This is a genomic window from Massilia rhizosphaerae (genome assembly GCF_016093545.1).
In the GTDB taxonomy this organism is placed as follows: domain Bacteria; phylum Pseudomonadota; class Gammaproteobacteria; order Burkholderiales; family Burkholderiaceae_D; genus Telluria; species Telluria rhizosphaerae.
The window spans coordinates 82659-98248 of the sequence record NZ_JADKYX010000003.1 but is presented as its reverse complement, the minus strand read 5'-3'; the positions used below and the strand labels follow the sequence as shown (position 1 = coordinate 98248).

General features: G+C 65.0%; 16 protein-coding genes. 5 read left to right on the top strand and 11 right to left on the bottom strand.

Annotated elements, in window-relative coordinates:
- The 9 genes from ISF28_RS06085 to ISF28_RS06045 form a co-directional block, all read right to left on the bottom strand.
- Positions 1 to 1269: an NHLP bacteriocin system secretion protein gene (locus ISF28_RS06085; protein WP_198116270.1), complete on the bottom strand. Its 1269-nt coding sequence runs from the start codon at positions 1267 to 1269 to the stop codon at positions 1 to 3.
- Positions 1270 to 1282: 13 nt separating this feature from the next.
- Complete coding sequence (locus ISF28_RS06080; protein WP_198116269.1) at positions 1283 to 2857, bottom strand: TolC family protein; 1575 nt, start codon at positions 2855 to 2857, stop codon at positions 1283 to 1285.
- A 127-nt stretch (positions 2858 to 2984) separates the two neighbouring features.
- Positions 2985 to 3140: a hypothetical protein gene (locus ISF28_RS06075; RefSeq protein ID WP_198116268.1), complete on the bottom strand. Its 156-nt coding sequence runs from the start codon at positions 3138 to 3140 to the stop codon at positions 2985 to 2987.
- Between the two features lie 52 nt (positions 3141 to 3192).
- The gene (locus tag ISF28_RS06070; protein ID WP_198116267.1) at positions 3193 to 3351 is read right to left on the bottom strand and encodes a hypothetical protein; all 159 of its coding nucleotides are present in this window, start codon (positions 3349 to 3351) and stop codon (positions 3193 to 3195) included.
- Positions 3352 to 3431: 80 nt separating this feature from the next.
- On the bottom strand, positions 3432 to 4847 hold the full coding sequence (locus tag ISF28_RS06065; protein WP_198116266.1) for a radical SAM/SPASM domain-containing protein: 1416 nt from the start codon (positions 4845 to 4847) through the stop codon (positions 3432 to 3434).
- A 59-nt stretch (positions 4848 to 4906) separates the two neighbouring features.
- Positions 4907 to 5929, bottom strand: coding sequence for a hypothetical protein (locus ISF28_RS06060; RefSeq protein ID WP_198116265.1), 1023 nt, complete (start codon positions 5927 to 5929; stop codon positions 4907 to 4909).
- A gap of 33 nt (positions 5930 to 5962) precedes the next feature.
- Positions 5963 to 7000 carry an ABC transporter substrate-binding protein gene (locus ISF28_RS06055; RefSeq protein ID WP_198116264.1) on the bottom strand — a complete coding sequence of 346 codons (1038 nt, stop codon included), beginning with the start codon at positions 6998 to 7000 and terminating at the stop codon, positions 5963 to 5965.
- 19 nt (positions 7001 to 7019) lie between these two features.
- The gene (locus tag ISF28_RS06050; protein WP_198116263.1) at positions 7020 to 9062 is read right to left on the bottom strand and encodes an MFS transporter; all 2043 of its coding nucleotides are present in this window, start codon (positions 9060 to 9062) and stop codon (positions 7020 to 7022) included.
- The gene (locus tag ISF28_RS06045) at positions 9059 to 9910 is read right to left on the bottom strand and encodes a hypothetical protein (RefSeq protein WP_198116262.1); all 852 of its coding nucleotides are present in this window, start codon (positions 9908 to 9910) and stop codon (positions 9059 to 9061) included. Before ISF28_RS06045 ends, ISF28_RS06050 begins: the two co-directional genes overlap by 4 nt.
- A gap of 378 nt (positions 9911 to 10288) precedes the next feature.
- Here ISF28_RS06045 and ISF28_RS06040 point away from each other — a divergent pair, with 378 nt between their 5' ends.
- Positions 10289 to 10594, top strand: a complete 306-nt coding sequence (locus ISF28_RS06040) for a hypothetical protein (protein WP_198116261.1) — start codon at positions 10289 to 10291, stop codon at positions 10592 to 10594.
- Here ISF28_RS06040 and rpsI read toward each other — a convergent pair.
- Together rpsI and rplM are read right to left on the bottom strand one after the other, a co-directional pair.
- Positions 10591 to 10983: a 30S ribosomal protein S9 gene (rpsI, locus tag ISF28_RS06035; RefSeq protein ID WP_028102305.1), complete on the bottom strand. Its 393-nt coding sequence runs from the start codon at positions 10981 to 10983 to the stop codon at positions 10591 to 10593. The two genes, ISF28_RS06040 and rpsI, sit on opposite strands and share 4 nt — an antisense overlap.
- A gap of 13 nt (positions 10984 to 10996) precedes the next feature.
- On the bottom strand, positions 10997 to 11425 hold the full coding sequence (gene rplM / locus ISF28_RS06030) for a 50S ribosomal protein L13 (protein ID WP_036235400.1): 429 nt from the start codon (positions 11423 to 11425) through the stop codon (positions 10997 to 10999).
- A 296-nt stretch (positions 11426 to 11721) separates the two neighbouring features.
- Here rplM and ISF28_RS06025 point away from each other — a divergent pair, with 296 nt between their 5' ends.
- From ISF28_RS06025 to ISF28_RS06010, 4 genes are all read left to right on the top strand, one after another.
- Positions 11722 to 13134 (top strand): alpha/beta hydrolase, encoded by a 1413-nt coding sequence (locus tag ISF28_RS06025; protein ID WP_229518909.1) that lies wholly within the window; start codon positions 11722 to 11724, stop codon positions 13132 to 13134.
- Positions 13135 to 13148: 14 nt separating this feature from the next.
- Entirely contained in the window at positions 13149 to 13883 is a 735-nt protein-coding gene (locus ISF28_RS06020) for an ABC transporter ATP-binding protein (RefSeq protein ID WP_198116259.1), read from the top strand.
- Entirely contained in the window at positions 13880 to 15061 is a 1182-nt protein-coding gene (locus ISF28_RS06015) for an ABC transporter permease (RefSeq protein WP_198116258.1), read from the top strand. The genes ISF28_RS06020 and ISF28_RS06015 overlap by 4 nt, the downstream gene beginning before the upstream one ends.
- Positions 15062 to 15144: 83 nt before the next feature.
- Positions 15145 to 15567 carry an OsmC family protein gene (locus ISF28_RS06010; protein WP_198116257.1) on the top strand — a complete coding sequence of 141 codons (423 nt, stop codon included), beginning with the start codon at positions 15145 to 15147 and terminating at the stop codon, positions 15565 to 15567.
- The last annotated feature ends 23 nt before the right edge of the window (positions 15568 to 15590 follow it).

The following is a 15590-nucleotide window of genomic DNA, read 5'->3' as shown; positions in this document are numbered from 1 at the left end:
TCAATCCATGCCGACGAATTTGCGCAGCACCGGGATCACCAGCTCGATCGGCCGCTGCTCCGACAAGGTGATGCTGGCCGAGCACGACGTGCCGCTTTGCAGCGTGAACGGCGGGCCGTCGCGCGTCGACCACTCGTAGCGGCTCGGATTGGTGGCCGAGGACTTGAGCGCGGCCACGATCTGGATCGGCGCCAGGGTGCCGGACAGCTGCTGTACGAGCTTGTCGTTGCCGAACACCCGCATCAAGCCCTGGTCGGTGGACGGATAGTCGGCCACCGACGCGACGAAGGCCGGCATGAAGCCGAATTCCTCGCGCTTGGCCGTGCTCGGGCTGACTTCCACGCGCATGCCGCCCGCCACCTTCTTGCCTTCGGACGCGGGCAGGTAGACGTAGGCTTCGAGTTCGTTGACGTCGACGCCGGTCGGCTCGACGCTGATCAAGTGCGTGCCGCGGTCGACCAGCTGGCCCTCCGCCGCCTTCACCTCCACCACCTTGCCGGTGTAGGGGCTGACGATGGCGGCGAAGCTCTTGGTGTCGCGCAGCAGCTCGGCGACGTTGCGTCCCGCCTCGTCGAGCTGGTTCTTCAACTGGGTCAACTCGGTTTCGCTCTGCTTCTTCGCTTCGAGGCGCGTGACGTCGAGCTGCTTGGCCTGGCCCTGCGTCGTTTCGATCTCGAGCCGGACCGCGGCCAGCTCGAGCTGCGACGAGATCAGGGTCTGCTTGGTGATCAGGCCCTGGTCGTACAGCGAGGACTGGGTCTCGATGCGTTCCTTGAGCAGCCGGCTGCGCTCCCGCGCCGCCGCGATCTGGTGGACCAGGTTCTGCGCCTGCTGGGTCATGGTGGCCGCGCGCAGCGCCTCGGCCTGGGTCGCGAGGGCGACGGCCTGGTCGTAGCGGTGCCGCGCTTCTTCCATGCGCGCCTCGGCGGCGCTGACCTTCTCCAGCTGGTCGTACTGCTCGAGCCGGCCGATGATCTGTCCGCGCGTGACGCGGTCGCCGGCCTCCACGGCCAGGTCGGACAGCCTGCCGCTGGCGGCACTCGTCAACAGCTTGACGCCGCCGTTCTTGACCAGGATGCACTGCTGGGCCACCAGCTTGGTCGGAATGCGCCCGCCGATCGACCACACGACGGCGGTGACGACCAGCAGGCCGATGCCGGCCAGGGCGATCCAGCCGCGCGGCGACGTCACCTGCAGCAGGTTGTCGAGCTCCTCGGGCGAGGACAGCCGGTTGACCGCGACCTGCCTGAACAATCCTTGTTTTTCCATGATGGGTCGATGGTTAATGCGCGAGCAACGGGCCCGGACCGGTCAGCGCGGCGACGTCGAGCGTCAGGTTGCCCAGGCTGTCGTCGCCGGCCGGCGCCGGCACCAGGGTGCCGGTTTCGTAACGCAGCCGCGCCAGCGCCTTCGCATACGCCAGCTGCACCTGCAACAGGTTGATCCGGGCGCTGACGAACCTGGCCTCGGTATTGATCACGTCGATCAGGGTCGAGATGCCGTTGCGCTGCTTGACGATCTCCTGCTTGACGGCGGTCTCGTACAACACCAGGCTGTCGCGCGCGCTGCGCAGCTGCTGCGCGTTGGACGCCAGCGCGCGCAGCGCGCGCCCGACCCCGCTCGCGACGCCGATCGCCTGGTCGCGCCGCCGGATCTCCAGTTGCGTCAGGAGCGAGGAACGCTCGAGCAGGAGGCCGTCGGCGGCATGGTTCTGGACCGGGAACTGGAAATTCAGCCGCGCGTACACGGTCGGCGCGGACTGGATGCGGCCGGGCGCGTCGATGAAGCCGTAGCGCGTGCCGCCCTGGGACACTTTCAGGTACTGCACCCCCATGTCGAGGTTCAGCACGGGCAGGCGCGCATTGCCGGCCGCGCGCACCTGGCGCTGCTCGGCATCCAGCTGCAGCGCGAGCGCGCGCATGTCGGGACGCCGCTCGATGGCCTGGGCGGACAACGTCGCCACGTCGGCCAGCGGCGCGTCGAGCGGCTTGGGAAAGACGTCGGCCGGCTCCCCGAGCGCGTCGATCGCCCGCACGTCCAGTCCCAGCAGGCGCCCGAGGTCGGTCTTCGCGTCGGCGCGCGCCAGTCGCGCCGCCTCGAGCGACGCCTGCTTGTCGGCATAGTCCGCGTCCAGCAGCACGAGGTCGGCCCGCGGCTTTTCCGATGCCTCGACCAGGCGCCGGGTCGATTCGCGCAGTGCCGCGCTGCGCTCGGCGGTACTGAGCGCGACCCGTTCGAGCTCCACCTTTTCCAGGTAATCCCAGTAGGCGAGCATCGTGTCGTACAGGGTCAGCGCGGCGCGGTCGCGCAGGGCGTATCCGGTGGCGAGGACCGTCAGCCGTGCGGCCTCTTCCGCCGCCGTGGTCACTTCGCTGCCCCGTCCGTTCAGCAGCGGCACCGTCAAGGTCAGATCGAGCTTGACCGCGTTCTGGCGCGGTCCCGGCGCCGCGCCGGCAGCGGTGCCGTCGACCGATGCCGCATCCAGGGCGCCGGACACGCTCATGCCGTTGCGCAGCAGCTGGCTGACGCCGGCCCGGTATCCGGTGGATGTCAGATGGGTTTGTCCGAACGCGCTCACTGGCAGGCTGGTGTCGACATACGGCGTGATCGAGCGGTCATAGTTGACGCCGGAGGCAAGCAGGGTGTCGAACTGGCCGCGCTGCTGCAGGTATTGTCCCCGTGCGACGCCGATCTGTTCGGCGCTGGCGCGGATGTCCGGATTACGGTTGAGCGCCAGGCGCAACGCCTCCGCCAGCGACAGGCGCGCCGCACCGGCCGTCTGCGCCTGCGCCTGCAGGCACATGACCAGCCCCGCGCCGACCACACCCAGTGCCCGTGCAATGCTGCGAATTCCCATGCTTCCTGCCTGTCATCGTGGTGGTCCCGGTATCGCGACCGGCCGCCTAAGCCGGGCGATGGCCGGCATGCCTGCCGGCCGGACTGCGTGGCCGTTTCCGCCCACGCAGTCGTCGCAAGGCTCGCCGTCAGAACACGCCGCAGGCCATCGCACTGCACTTGTCCATCAGGCCGCCGGCCACGTCGTCCAGGGCCTCCGTATCGATTTCCTCGTCCTGGGTCGCTTCGGTGGCCTGGTCCTGCTGGACCTTGGCCAGTTCGTCGGTCAAATTGCTATTGCTCATATGTGCTTTCCCTTGCTAAAAGTTGCGTGCCAATCGGCGGCGCGGGACGTCGTCAGAAGACGCCGCAGGCCATCGCCTTGCAGTCGGCCATCACGCCGCCGGCCAGGTCGTCCAGCTCGTCGGTGCTGATTTCATCGTCTTTCGACACTTCGTTGGCCTGATCCTGTTGCTCGGTATTGCTCAGGACATCGCTCAGATTGGGATTGGTCATGATTGCTCCGATTAATATGGATAAACGCCCATAGTTTTATGACGTCGGGCGTGCCCGGTCTCCTGCAAAACGATGTCGGACTACGCCGCGGTGCGCGCCGGATCCTGGGCCGGATCCTGGGCCGGATTGTCCCGGTAGCGCTCGACGAATCCCTTTTTGTTGATCAGGTAATCGAGCACCAGCTTGTCCTCGATGTTGTACTTGTACGAAGGGCAGGCGACGTCGCCGTTGTACCACTGCTTCGGACAGCCGCCGCCGCAGACCGGGAACAGGTTGCAGCGCTTGCACGGCGAGATGTCGCCCTTGATATCGGTGAACCAGTTCTTCGTGACGGCATCCGCGTTGCGCACGGTATCGATGCTGTCCACGTGCCCGATCCGGTATTCCGGCGTTTCGTACTTCGGCGTGTACGGATATTCGTAGCAGGGATAGATGTTCCCGCCCGCGTCGTAGACTTCGGAATCCGGCTTGACGACCATGCACGGCCCGATCTTCTTGTTCGGGACGACGCGGCCGAACGTGAAGCCCTTCTTGATCGCGTACATCATCCAGTCGATCTCGGCCACGCCGAAGCCGTCCGCCGTCAGGCTGTCCTTCTGCGCGTTATTGCCACCCCAGTCGACGATGGGCGCGAAGTCGATCCGCACGCGCTTGTGCTGCAGGCCGTGCGAGGCCAGCAGGTCGATCAGCTTGAACAGCGTCTTGACGCTGCGCTCGTTGACGTTGATCCGGACGAGGATGCTGCAGCGCCGCTCCATGTATTCGGGCAGGCTGGTGACGTCGACGATGTTCTTGAGGATGATGTCGAACGTCTTGGCGCCCTCTTTCGTGATGCGCATGAGGTCATGGGTTTTCCCCAGCCCGTCCAGCGTGATCTGGAAATGCGTGACCTGTTTTTCCAGCAGCTGCTGGAACACGGCCGGCTTGAAACTCAGGCCATTGGTGATCATCCGGGCGTCGTAGCGGATGCCTTTGTCGGCGCAGAAGCCGATCAGGCGATCGCTCATCCTGAGGATCTCGCTGAAGGCCATCAGGGGTTCGCCGCCGAACCACTCGACGGACAATGCCTCGTACTGTCCGCGCACCAGATTGCCGCAGATGCGATCGGTGATCTTCACGCTCGTCTCGGTATCGACGTTCTTCTTCTGGTGCACCTGGCCGCAATACGTGCACCCGAGCTGGCAATTGGCGGTCGGCTGGATCGTCACGTCGAGCGTCTTCGAATTCTCGAGCGCGGCGATGTTCTGGCGCAGGACTTCCTCGAACTCGTCCTCGTCCGCGCGGACGATCACTTCGAGGCTCATCAATTCGATCAGCGTCGATTCGCTGATCCGGGCGAAGTCGCCGGCGACGAGATGGCGATAAATCCGGTCCTTCAGCTTCATCGTCCTGCCGGTCCGGGTCGCGTAGACGATGCGCCACGGGTCGGACGACGTATTCGCGTCGATCAGGTCCGTCACCACCACGTACGAAGACAGCTTGTATCTATTATTCATGGCTCTTTCTCGGAAAATGACCGCTTGCCTGCCGGCCCGGATATTTTTTTGCGCCGCGCTCACGCCAGTGCGGGGATGCCCGGCGCCGCGTGGTCCGTCCCGCCCTGTCCAGCGGAGAGCGTGCGTTCGTCGTACCATGCGCACAGGCGCAACTTGCCGATTTCCGGGCGGTCGTCGAAATACCGCCGGATGTCCGCCATGGCCGCCGGACTGGCCGCATGCGGGGCGCCGGCCAGCATCGCGAAGACGATCAGGTACTGGAGCGACGACGGCAATCCGGCCAGCGCGCCGCCTACGACGAATTCACGGTCCAGCGCATCGGACGAACGCCCATTCAACAGTCGTTCGTAATGGCCGAAGGCCGCGCGCAGGTCGCTCCGCTCCCAGTCCGCAGTGTCGGCGCACAGGCCGGCGAACAACGCCTGAATGTGCTCGCGCTCGTCGGTGCCGATCAACTTGGACAACAGCGCATCGGTAAAGAAATGACTGATGGACGCGGATTCCGCTTGCGACAGCGTGGCCGACCAATCGATGTCGAAGCGCGCGAGACGCCCATGCCCGCGGTACAGCAGTTGCAGGGTCTCGACGGCCCGCGCCACGGCGCGCGCCGTCTGCCCGGCGGCGACATCGACGCGGATGGCGTTCAGCTCCAGGTCGATCAGCGCCAGTGCCGCGCGCGGGAACCCGTCCTCGAACAATGCGCCGAACGCCGCCCGGCCACGGTCGAGCAAGGCGTGCGCCGCGGCGTAATCGCGCAAGGCGTAATGCTTGTACGCGACCATCGCGGCATGGATGGCGTCCATGGCCGACCGCGCCGCCGTCGACGACAACGCCAGCGGCGTCCTGTCGATCGCACCGATCAAGTCGTTGGCAAGCATCAGGTTCCCGCGCAGCATATTGCCCAGCGCCCGTTGGCATTCGCTGAACCGGTACATCATGTCCATCCGTCCCGCCGCGTTCTCCTGCTGGCCGCAATACGCCAGGATCGAATGGAATATATGCTGTCGCTGGAACGGATCGGGCGCCTGTCGTACGCCTTGCAACTGCTCGGCGATCAAGTCGAACGTCTTCGGATTTGCCATGTCGTCCTCTCGTCTTTTTAATGAAACTACCGCTTATTCGCGCGCATCCGTCGTATCGAGCGGCGCAATCAATTCCGCCAGCTTGACCACCGACAGCGGCGGATACACCCCCAGCTTCTTGGCCGACCCCATGTTCACCAGGTAGGTGAAGCGGTTCAGCGATTCGACCGGCAATTGCGAAGGCGGCGTCTTCTTGACGAGGATCTGCTCGGCCTTGTAGGCGGCCAGTTCGCCGACATTGAAATAGGTGCTGACGACGCCCAGCAGCGCGCCGTCGTTGCGGATCGGCGCTTCCGTCGCGGCGAACACGGGGATGCGGGCCGCCTGCGCGGCGCGCACGACGATGTTGGCGTTCTTGATCAGGAACGAATCGGACGGGATGTAGATGAATTCCGGCTTCTTCGCGATCAGGGCATCCATGGCGGCGACGATGCCTTCCGGCGTCGGCTTGCTGCGGATATCCAGCACGACCGGCGACAGCTTGATCGACATGCCGTACTTGGGCGCCATCGCCTGCAATTCCTGGACCGCCAGCGTGGACTGCTTTTCCTGCGTGTAGATCACGCCCAGGCTCTGGACCTTGCGCATGCTTTCGAGCGCATTCATCTGCGCCGGCAGCGGCACCAGGTGCGAGGCGCCCGTCAGGTTGCGGCCCGACGACTTCAGATTGCTGACCAGGCCGGCGCCCACCGGATCGGCGACGATATCGAATACGACCGGGATGTCGGTGATGTTGCGCGCCGGGTCGACATGCCCTTCCAGCCCGACGACTTCGGCGGTGACCGTGGTGCCGAAGGTGTAGATGAGATCGGGCTTGAGCTCGCGCGCCTCGCGCACGAAATCGGCGACCTTGCTGCCGTCGGCCTGGGCATCGCGAATGACGTAGTCGACCGGGATGTTGCGGCGCTTGAAGTAATCCATGAAGCCCTTCTCGGCATCGGTCGCGCCGCGATACAGGATCATCATGACCTTGAACGGTTTGGCGTGCCTGGCCGTCGACTGCGCGGCCTGCGCGGTCGGAAGCACGGCGGACAGGAAGCACATCGCCAGGAGAAAGCTACGAAGCAGCATCATCATTTCCTTTCTTGCGTTACCGACCGGTGGAAGCGGACCGTGCGCCGCTGCGGCCGAACCAATAAAACATCGCGCTGAAGCACGTGACGCAGGTCAGGCAGAGCAGCCCGATCCCCAGGAAGGCGCCGTTGAAGCCGAACTGCGAAATCAGGAGGCCGGAGATGAGCGGTCCCAGCACGTTGCCGAGCCGTTCGATGAGCCGGAAGATGCCGGTGACGGTGCCCGCGCCCACTTCCCGCACCACGTCCTTGCACAGGTCGCTGATCAGCGGCATCTGGGGCGACACGCCGATCGCATGGGCGACGCCGAGCAGGGTGACGCTGACCAGCAGTCCCGCGGTCGACTCGAAGTAATAGACGATGAACATGGCGAGCGCCGACGAATAGCCGCCCACGCTGATGAACCAGCCGAGCTTGCCGACCCGGTCGGCCAGCTTCGCCACGAACGGCGACAGGGCGATGATCGCGAGTCCATACGCCATCATGATGCGTCCGGTGGTCGACTGGTTATTGCCGAGCAGTTTCAGGTACAGCGGCACCGAGTAGTACAGGAAGCCGGTCAGCGCGATCTTGGCGGGTATCGCGGCCAGGAAGGTGATCGCGACGAACTTCTTGTTCTGCAACAGCAGCTTGAAATCGCGGAGCGTCAGCTTTTTCTTGACGGGGCCCTGGTGCGGATTCGCGCGCAGGAAGCGCAGCACGAACAGCGCGGCCGCGGCGCTGAGGGCACCGGAGAACAGGATCGTCGCCTGGTGGCCCAGCCGGTCGGCAAGAATGCCGCCGATGGCCGAGCCGGCCAGCGAACCGGCAAAGAAGCTCGACAGGAACACGGCCATGCCGCGGGTGCGCTGGTGCGCCGGCGTGTTGTTGGTGACGTAGCTCTGCGAGGTGATGAACACGAGGCCGTAGCCGAGCGCCGTCACCGAGCGCCAGGCCAGCAGGTCCCAGAGCGAATGGGCATTGGCGGTCAGCACCAGGCCGGCCGTGGTGATCGCCGCGCCGACGATGAACGCCTTGCGGTGGCCGACACGGTCGCTCAGGCTGCCGGCCCAGGGCATCGACAACGCCCACGTGAACATGAAGATCGAAATCGGCAAGCCCACGACGACGCTCTTCGCCATGCCGAAACTGGGCGAGTAGAAATGGCCGACGAAGACCGGAAAGAAGGACAGCGACAACGAATCGGCAAAGATCAGCAGGAAGAACGGCCAGCGGATATGGTCGACCGCGGCCGCGTACAACGTGGTGCGCTCGCCCGCCGCATGGAAGCGGTAGCCCGCCAGGCGCGTGGCGATCCGCTCGCCCGGGCCGCTGGCCGCATCGATGGCATGGGCCTGCAGCGCGCGATAGCGTTCGTTGATGCGGGCCACGATGGCGTTCAGGCGCGCGCTCAGTTGGCCGATGCCGCCCAGGCGGTCGTCCGGCAGGTAGGCGCTGAAATCGCCCTGCCGCACGCGGGCCAGGAAATCGCGGGTGACGGCGGCCGGGGTCGCGATGACGAAGGTCAGCACGAAGCGCAGCAATTCGATCGCGATCAGGCTGGCCACGACGAGGACCGTGACGACGTCCCACGCCACGTCCTGCATCTTGTGACGGGCCAGCGCCGACGCCTGGCCCAGATGCAGCGTGCCGACCCACTGGTGCTTGAAGACCAGCGGCACGCTCGTGTCGTAATAATTGCCGAAGGCCGCGGTCGTGACGTCGCTGCTGGTGCGGCGGTCGAGTTCGAGGTCGGGACGGTCGGCCAGGTCGGCGTAACCGCTCTGGAACAGGATGCGGTCGCGCGCGTCGCTGACGAGGATGTAGGCGATGTCGGGATTGTCCTTGCGGACCGCATCCAGGAATTCCACAGTGCCGACCATCTTGTCGAGCGGCACGCCGTACTCGTAGGCTTTTTCCAGAACGCCGGCGGCCGAGTGGCTGACGGCGGTCACCGTGAGTGCCATCTGCGGTGGCAACTCTTCCCGGAAATGGCGCAGCGCGAACCAAGACAGCAGCAGCGCCGACAGCGCGAGCATCGTGGTGACCAGGACCACCAGGCGCAATTGCAGCTTCTTCATGCGCGGCCCTCCGCCGCAGCGGCGCCCGGACCGCCCGGCGGCAGCAATTCCTGCTCCAACCGCGCGATCTCGCGCACGACCCGGTGGGTCATCGCGGAGAATTCGTTGATGTTCCCGGCCACGTCCTCGCCGAGCATGTGGTCGGCGACGAACGGCGGTTCGGCGGCGTCGAACATGGCGTCGAGCGTCGCGCCGACCTGGACCAGCTCGGCCGAAAACCTGCGGGTCAGGAAGTACACGCCCGCCAGCGCCAGCGCCGTCAACAGGATCAGGACCTTGACGGCATCCACGCACATTTTGCGCATCATGTCGTCGACGGCGCGCTCGATGCGCTGGCGGTCGTAGCCGATCACGACGGCGCCCGCCTTGAGATCGAAATTGTTCGTGAACGTCAGCCCGATCTGGTATGCCTGGGCGTCGCTCGACCGCCAGTAGGTGTCGGTCGCCGTGGCCGCGATCTTGTCTTTCCACGCTTGCGCCGGCAGGGCCGGGAAATCGCCCTGACTGATCGGCCGGCCGCTCTCGTCGACGACCCCGATGTAGCGGATGCCGTCGTAACGGCGCGCCATTTCGGTCAGCGCCGGCATCAGGTATAGGTCTTCGGACGGATGCAGACCGATGTTCAGATCGGACACGATCCCCTGGCGCACGTCCTTGGCCAGCACCAGGTAACGAGTTAGATTCGACTCGATATAGGTTTTCCGGTAATTCGAATAATTGAGGAAGGAAATCAGGACGAGAACCGCGGCGATCACCAATACCAGCAGTCCGCCGATTCGTAGCCACAGGACGCCGGAAGGCATCCTGGCAATACCGTTCTTGTTCTCGGAATTATTATCAACGGCCATAAGCTTCACCAGTCACGAACGTGGAACTGCTTTACCTTAGGCCCGCGCATTCACTCGGTCACAATCGAAAAATCACCTTGCGATGCTCGGTACGATTTTCAGCCGGAACTGCATGAACTGCTTTGTTGCGAAAAAGAATATGCAGATGACAAGATGACGTCAACAGTAAAATTTTGTAATAAAGCTATTGACTAAGAACAAATAATTTGCTTAACAGTGCATGTCACAGTTAAATAAGTCATTGATTTTCAAGATGTTTATTTATATAGACAAGAAGACTTTTATCCATGTCGTATAAAAAATACCCGAAACGAATGTAAAATATTTATATTGCATGACGAAAACACTGTTGAATATGCACCCTGCAGAAAATATTGAATGAGAACATTCATTCAATGCGCTGCGAATGAAAATACAGGCCGAATACGAAATGCCGCCCGCATCGATTCAAATACTGCACTGGCAAAAACGGGGGATTATTCGGGAGCGGCGGCCGCTGCCTGCCCGGGATGCCGCATTGCGCGGCCAACTGAAATGAAAAGGAGAGCGAGATTCGGATCGACCGCAATTCTCTCCTTTTATCACGCATCGATCGATGCGCATGGCGAAAAAAAACCGCCAGGCCTTGCGGCTGGCGGTCTTTTGCGCGCAGCGCCGGATGGCGCCGCTGCAGCGATGAATTAACGCTTCGAGAATTGCTTTGCGCGACGTGCTTTGCGCAGACCAACTTTCTTACGCTCGACTTCACGGGCGTCGCGGGTGACGAAACCGGCACGTGCCAGGTCGCCCTTCAGGCCTGCGTCGTAGTCGATCAGTGCGCGGGTGATGCCGTGACGCACTGCACCTGCCTGGCCGGACTCGCCGCCGCCATGCACGTTGACCTTGATGTCGAAACGCTCGACGTTGCCGGTCAGTTCCAGCGGTTGACGGATGACCATCAGGCCGGTTTCGCGCGAGAAGTATTCGGCGGCCGGTTTGCCGTTCACGATGATCTGGCCGGTGCCAGCCTTGATGAACACACGGGCCACTGCACTCTTGCGACGGCCGGTGCCGTAGTTGTAGTTACCGATCATGTCAGTTCCTTACTTAGATTTCGAGTGCTTTGGGTTGCTGGGCAGCGTGCGGGTGCGTGGCTTCCGCATACACTTTCAGCTTCTTGATCATTGCGTAGCCCAGCGGGCCCTTCGGCAGCATGCCTTTGACGGCTTTTTCCAGGGCGCGGCCCGGGAAACGCTGTTGCATTTTCAGGAAGTTGGTTTCGTAGATACCGCCCGGGTAGCCCGAGTGACGGTAGTACTTCTTGTCGTTGGCCTTCGTGCCGGTCACGCGCAGCTTGCCTGCGTTGACGACGACGATGAAGTCGCCGGTATCGACGTGCGGAGTGAATTCCGGCTTGTGTTTGCCGCGCAGTCGGAGTGCCACTTCGCTGGCAACACGTCCGAGGACTTTGTCCGTCGCGTCAATCACGTACCAATCGCGCTGGACTTCATGGCCCTTAGCGGAAAAAGTTTTCATGTTGACTTCCTATGTATAGGGAATTAATGCTCGAATGGTGGTTCCGCGGGCGGTACGACTTCGCGGACTCTGCCTTATTGTCTTTTCCCGAGCAAATGGAAAGCCCACGACTATATCCGATTCCATACCCGACAGTCAAGCCGCCTGCCCCAGCGCACTGGGGTGGAGGCAACTCAATTCCCATGAGAATCACCCGGCCTAGACTCCCACGCAGAGTCGTTCCATTCTGCAACTTTTGATTGACCGTGGAATCGATGACAAATTACTATGATCCGCATCGAAGAGGAGACCGCTCGTTGAAATCCATCCTGCTCCTGGGCGCACTGCTGGCGGCCGGCGTGCCGGCCGCCGCGGCGCCGGCGGCCACGCGCAGCTGCCACCTGCCCGGCGTCGAGGAAGCCCTGCGCTGCCTGACCCTGCCCGTCGCGCTCGAACCCGGCAAGCCCGCCACCCTCAACCTGCACGTGACGATCGCCCCCGCCCTGCGCCAGGGGGCGCGGCCGGATCCGCTGTTCGTGCTGGCCGGCGGTCCCGGCGAGGCCGGCAGCGATGTGCTGCCCCTGCTGTCCACCGCGTTCCGGCGCGTGCGCGCCACGCGCGACATCGTGTTCATCGACCAGCGCGGCACCGGGTTGTCCGGCAAGCTCGACTGCCCGTCCGACGCCGACGAGGATGCGCAGCTCAGCGACGCGGACGTCGACGCCGCCATGCGCCGCTGCATCGCGGCCAGCAAGGCACCGTTCGCCGCCTACACGACGGCCGCCGCCGCGCGCGACATCGAGTCGGTGCGCCGCGCGCTGGACTACGGGAAGATCAATCTGTGGGGCGGATCGTACGGCACCCGCCTCGCGCAGGCCTATGCGCGCGCGTACCCCGCCGGCGTGCGCACGCTGACGCTCGACGCCGTGGCCGCGCCCGACCAGGTGATCCCGGCCGGCGGCCGCGACGCCCAGGCCGCGCTCGACCAATTGTTCGCGCAATGCGCCAGGGACGCCGCCTGCGCCCGCGCCTATCCGCACCTGCGCGCGGAGTTCGACGCCCTCGTCGCGAAACTCGATGCCGGCCCGCTGACGCTGCACCTGGCGGATCCGCGCACCGCGCGCGAGGAAGACGTCACGATGACGAGCGCGCGCCTGCTCGACACCGTGCGCAACATGCTGTATTCGCCCGCCGACGCACGCCGCCTGCCCTTCCTCGTGCACAGCGCCAGCGCGGGCCACTGGCAACCGTTCGTCGCGCGCCGCAACCTGGCCGCGGACTTCGCCGCCGAGGGTTCGCCCGCCACCTTGCTGCACCTGGCCGTCGTCTGCGCCGAGGACATGCCGCGTTTTACGCCCGCGCTGGCGGCCGCCGACGCCAGCCCGCTCACGCGCACCCTGGGCGAGCGCCTGCGCGGGCTGTGCCGCACGATGAACGTGCCGGCCGTGCCGTACGCCGCGCCCACGCGCATCGCCGCGCCCGTGCTGCTGCTGTCCGGCGCGCTCGACCCCGTCACGCCGCCGCACCGCGCCCGCGACGCCGCCCGCTTCATGGACCATGTCCAGCTGCTGACGGCCCCCAACGTCGGCCACGGCGTCTCGCAACTGGGCTGCGCGCCGCGCCTGCTGCGCGCCTTCCTCGACCGGCCGGAAACAAAAATCGACGGCGCCTGCCTGAACGAGATCCCGGCCCCGACCTTCCAGCTCGGCGCCGCCGGGCCGCAACCCTGAACCCAGGTCCGCATATGATCGAAGCACACGAAGTCCGCAAACAGTTCGGCACCGTCAAGGCGCTGGGAGGCGTCAGCTTCACGGCGCGCGACGGCCAGATCACCGCGCTGCTGGGACCCAACGGCGCCGGCAAGACCACGCTGCTGCGCACCCTCGTCGCCATGCTGAAACGCGACCACGGCACCATCCTGGTGGACGGCGTCGACCCGGAACGCGATCCGCTCGCCGTGCGCGCCAACATCGGCTTCCTGACCGATCAGTTCGGGCTGTACGAGCGCCTGTCGACGCGCGAATATCTCACGTATTTCGGGGAGCTGAACGGCATGGAGAAACGGCTGCTGCGCGCGCGCATCGACGAGGTGTCGGAGATGCTCGCGATGGACGACATCCTGGAACGCCGCAGCAAGGGCTTTTCGCAGGGCCAGCGCATCAAGGTGGCGCTCGCGCGCGCGCTGCTGCACCGTCCGCGCCACCTGTTACTGGACGAACCCACGCGCGGTCTGGACGTGATGAGCACCCGCGCCGTGCGCCACGCGCTGTCCGCGCTGCGGGAGCAAGGCTGCTGCGTCGTGATGGCCACCCACGTGATGCAGGAGGTGAGCCACTTGTGCGACGACGTCATCGTCATCGCCCAGGGCCACACGGTGGCGCAGGGCACGCCGGCCGACCTGTGCCGGCGCACGGGCATCGCCAACCTGGAGGACGCCTTCGTGCGCCTCGTCGGCACGGACGAAGGGATCGTCGCATGAGCGCCAAGTTCCTCGTCGTGTTCAAGAAAGAGTTGCGCGAATCGCTGCGCGACAAGCGCTCGCTCGGCCTGCTGGCCCTGTTCACCCTGATGTACCCGGTGCTGCTGGGCGTGCTGCTGCACCAGTGGATCGACCGCGCGACGAAGCCCGAGCGCGAAGGCATCGTGCTGGCCGTGATCGGCGGCGCGCAGGCGCCCACCTTGATGGCCCAGCTGAAGCAGAAGAACGTCACCATCCACGCCACGCCGCCGCTGGACGAAGCCGCGATCGGCGAGCTGCTGCGCGCAAGGAAAGCCGCCGCCGTGCTGCGCCTGCCCCCCAAGTACGCGCGCGACTACGAAGCGATGCGGCCGGCCCGCATCGAGCTGTGGTACGACTCGTCGACGGAGCAGGACGGCCGGCGCGACGTCGAGGACGTGCTGAACGCGTACGGCGCCAACGTCGCCAGCGCGCGCCTGCTGGCGCACGGCGTGTCGCCGGCGACGCTGTCGCCCGTGCAGGTGCAGCGCTACGACACGGGCACGACGGCCGCGCGCTCGGCCGGCATCATCGGCGGCATCCTCGGCTTCCTGTTCTTCCCCGCGTTCATCTGCGGCCTGTCGGCGGCGGTCGATTCGACGGCGGGCGAGCGCGAACGCCGTTCGCTCGAAGTGCTGATGGCGCAACCCATACGCACGTGGGAACTCGTCACCGGCAAATGGCTCGCGGCGGCGGCGCTCGCCATCGTCGGCATCACGCTGGAGCTGATGCTGGCGCACGCGATCCTGTCGTGGATGCCGCTGGAAGAAATCGGCATGACGTGGCGCGTGGGCTGGGGCCGGCTGCTGCTCGTCTGCCTGGCGTCCGTGCCGCTGTCGCTGTGCGCGGCCGGCATGCAGATCGCGGTGGCGATGAACGCGCGCTCGTTCAAGGAAGCGCAGAGCGTGCTGTCGATCGTGATGCTGGTGCCGATGCTGCCGGGGCTCGCCGTGTCGATGCTGCAGCTGAAGACGGCGTCGTGGATGTACCTCGTGCCCATGCTGTCGAACCAGACCCTGCTGCGCGAAACTGCGAGGGGCGGCGACATCGGCTTCCTGCCGTTCGTGCTGACGTTCCTGTGCTCCGCCGCCGCAGCCTGGGCGGCCGTCGCGTTCGCCGCGTGGCGCATGAAGAGCGAGCGCTACGTGCTGGCCGTCTGAATGGGGAATGAACCCGCGTCAGCGCGGCGCGCCCCGCTGGCTTAGAATGGATGTCTTCACTACCAACCAACGCGGAGAAATCGATGGAAGTCAAAGTCAGCTGGAACGGACCGTCCGGGATGAGTTTCCGGGCCGAGACCGGCTCCGGCCACCTGGTCAACATGGATGGCGCGCCCGAAGGCGGCGGCCACAACCTGGCGCCGCGCCCGATGGAAATGGTGCTGCTGGGTGCCGGCGGCTGCACCGCGTTCGACATCGTGCTGATCCTCAAGCGCAGCCGCGAGGACGTGCGCGGCTGCGAGGTCACGCTGAAGGCCGAGCGCGCCGAGACGGATCCGAAGGTGTTCACCAAGATCCACTTCCACTTCACCGTCACGGGCCGCAACCTCAAGCCGGCCACCGTCGAGCGCGCGGTGAACCTGTCGCACGACAAGTACTGCTCGGCGTCGATCATGCTGGCCAAGACGGCCGAGATCACGCATTCGTTCGAGATCGTCGAGGGCTGATTTTCGTGGCGACGCATGGTGGG

Coding starts and splice junctions, on each gene's coding strand:
- rplM (WP_036235400.1), bottom strand. CDS start 11,425: ATGAAAACTTTTTCCGCTAAGGGCCATGAAGTCCAGCGCGATTGGTAC.
- ISF28_RS06015 (WP_198116258.1), top strand. CDS start 13,880: ATGAGCGCCAAGTTCCTCGTCGTGTTCAAGAAAGAGTTGCGCGAATCG.
- ISF28_RS06045 (WP_198116262.1), bottom strand. CDS start 9,910: ATGGCCGTTGATAATAATTCCGAGAACAAGAACGGTATTGCCAGGATG.
- rpsI (WP_028102305.1), bottom strand. CDS start 10,983: ATGATCGGTAACTACAACTACGGCACCGGCCGTCGCAAGAGTGCAGTG.
- ISF28_RS06050 (WP_198116263.1), bottom strand. CDS start 9,062: ATGAAGAAGCTGCAATTGCGCCTGGTGGTCCTGGTCACCACGATGCTC.
- ISF28_RS06020 (WP_198116259.1), top strand. CDS start 13,149: ATGATCGAAGCACACGAAGTCCGCAAACAGTTCGGCACCGTCAAGGCG.
- ISF28_RS06060 (WP_198116265.1), bottom strand. CDS start 5,929: ATGGCAAATCCGAAGACGTTCGACTTGATCGCCGAGCAGTTGCAAGGC.
- ISF28_RS06010 (WP_198116257.1), top strand. CDS start 15,145: ATGGAAGTCAAAGTCAGCTGGAACGGACCGTCCGGGATGAGTTTCCGG.
- ISF28_RS06075 (WP_198116268.1), bottom strand. CDS start 3,140: ATGAGCAATAGCAATTTGACCGACGAACTGGCCAAGGTCCAGCAGGAC.
- ISF28_RS06085 (WP_198116270.1), bottom strand. CDS start 1,269: ATGGAAAAACAAGGATTGTTCAGGCAGGTCGCGGTCAACCGGCTGTCC.
- ISF28_RS06080 (WP_198116269.1), bottom strand. CDS start 2,857: ATGGGAATTCGCAGCATTGCACGGGCACTGGGTGTGGTCGGCGCGGGG.
- ISF28_RS06055 (WP_198116264.1), bottom strand. CDS start 7,000: ATGCTGCTTCGTAGCTTTCTCCTGGCGATGTGCTTCCTGTCCGCCGTG.
- ISF28_RS06040 (WP_198116261.1), top strand. CDS start 10,289: ATGAGAACATTCATTCAATGCGCTGCGAATGAAAATACAGGCCGAATA.
- ISF28_RS06065 (WP_198116266.1), bottom strand. CDS start 4,847: ATGAATAATAGATACAAGCTGTCTTCGTACGTGGTGGTGACGGACCTG.
- ISF28_RS06070 (WP_198116267.1), bottom strand. CDS start 3,351: ATGACCAATCCCAATCTGAGCGATGTCCTGAGCAATACCGAGCAACAG.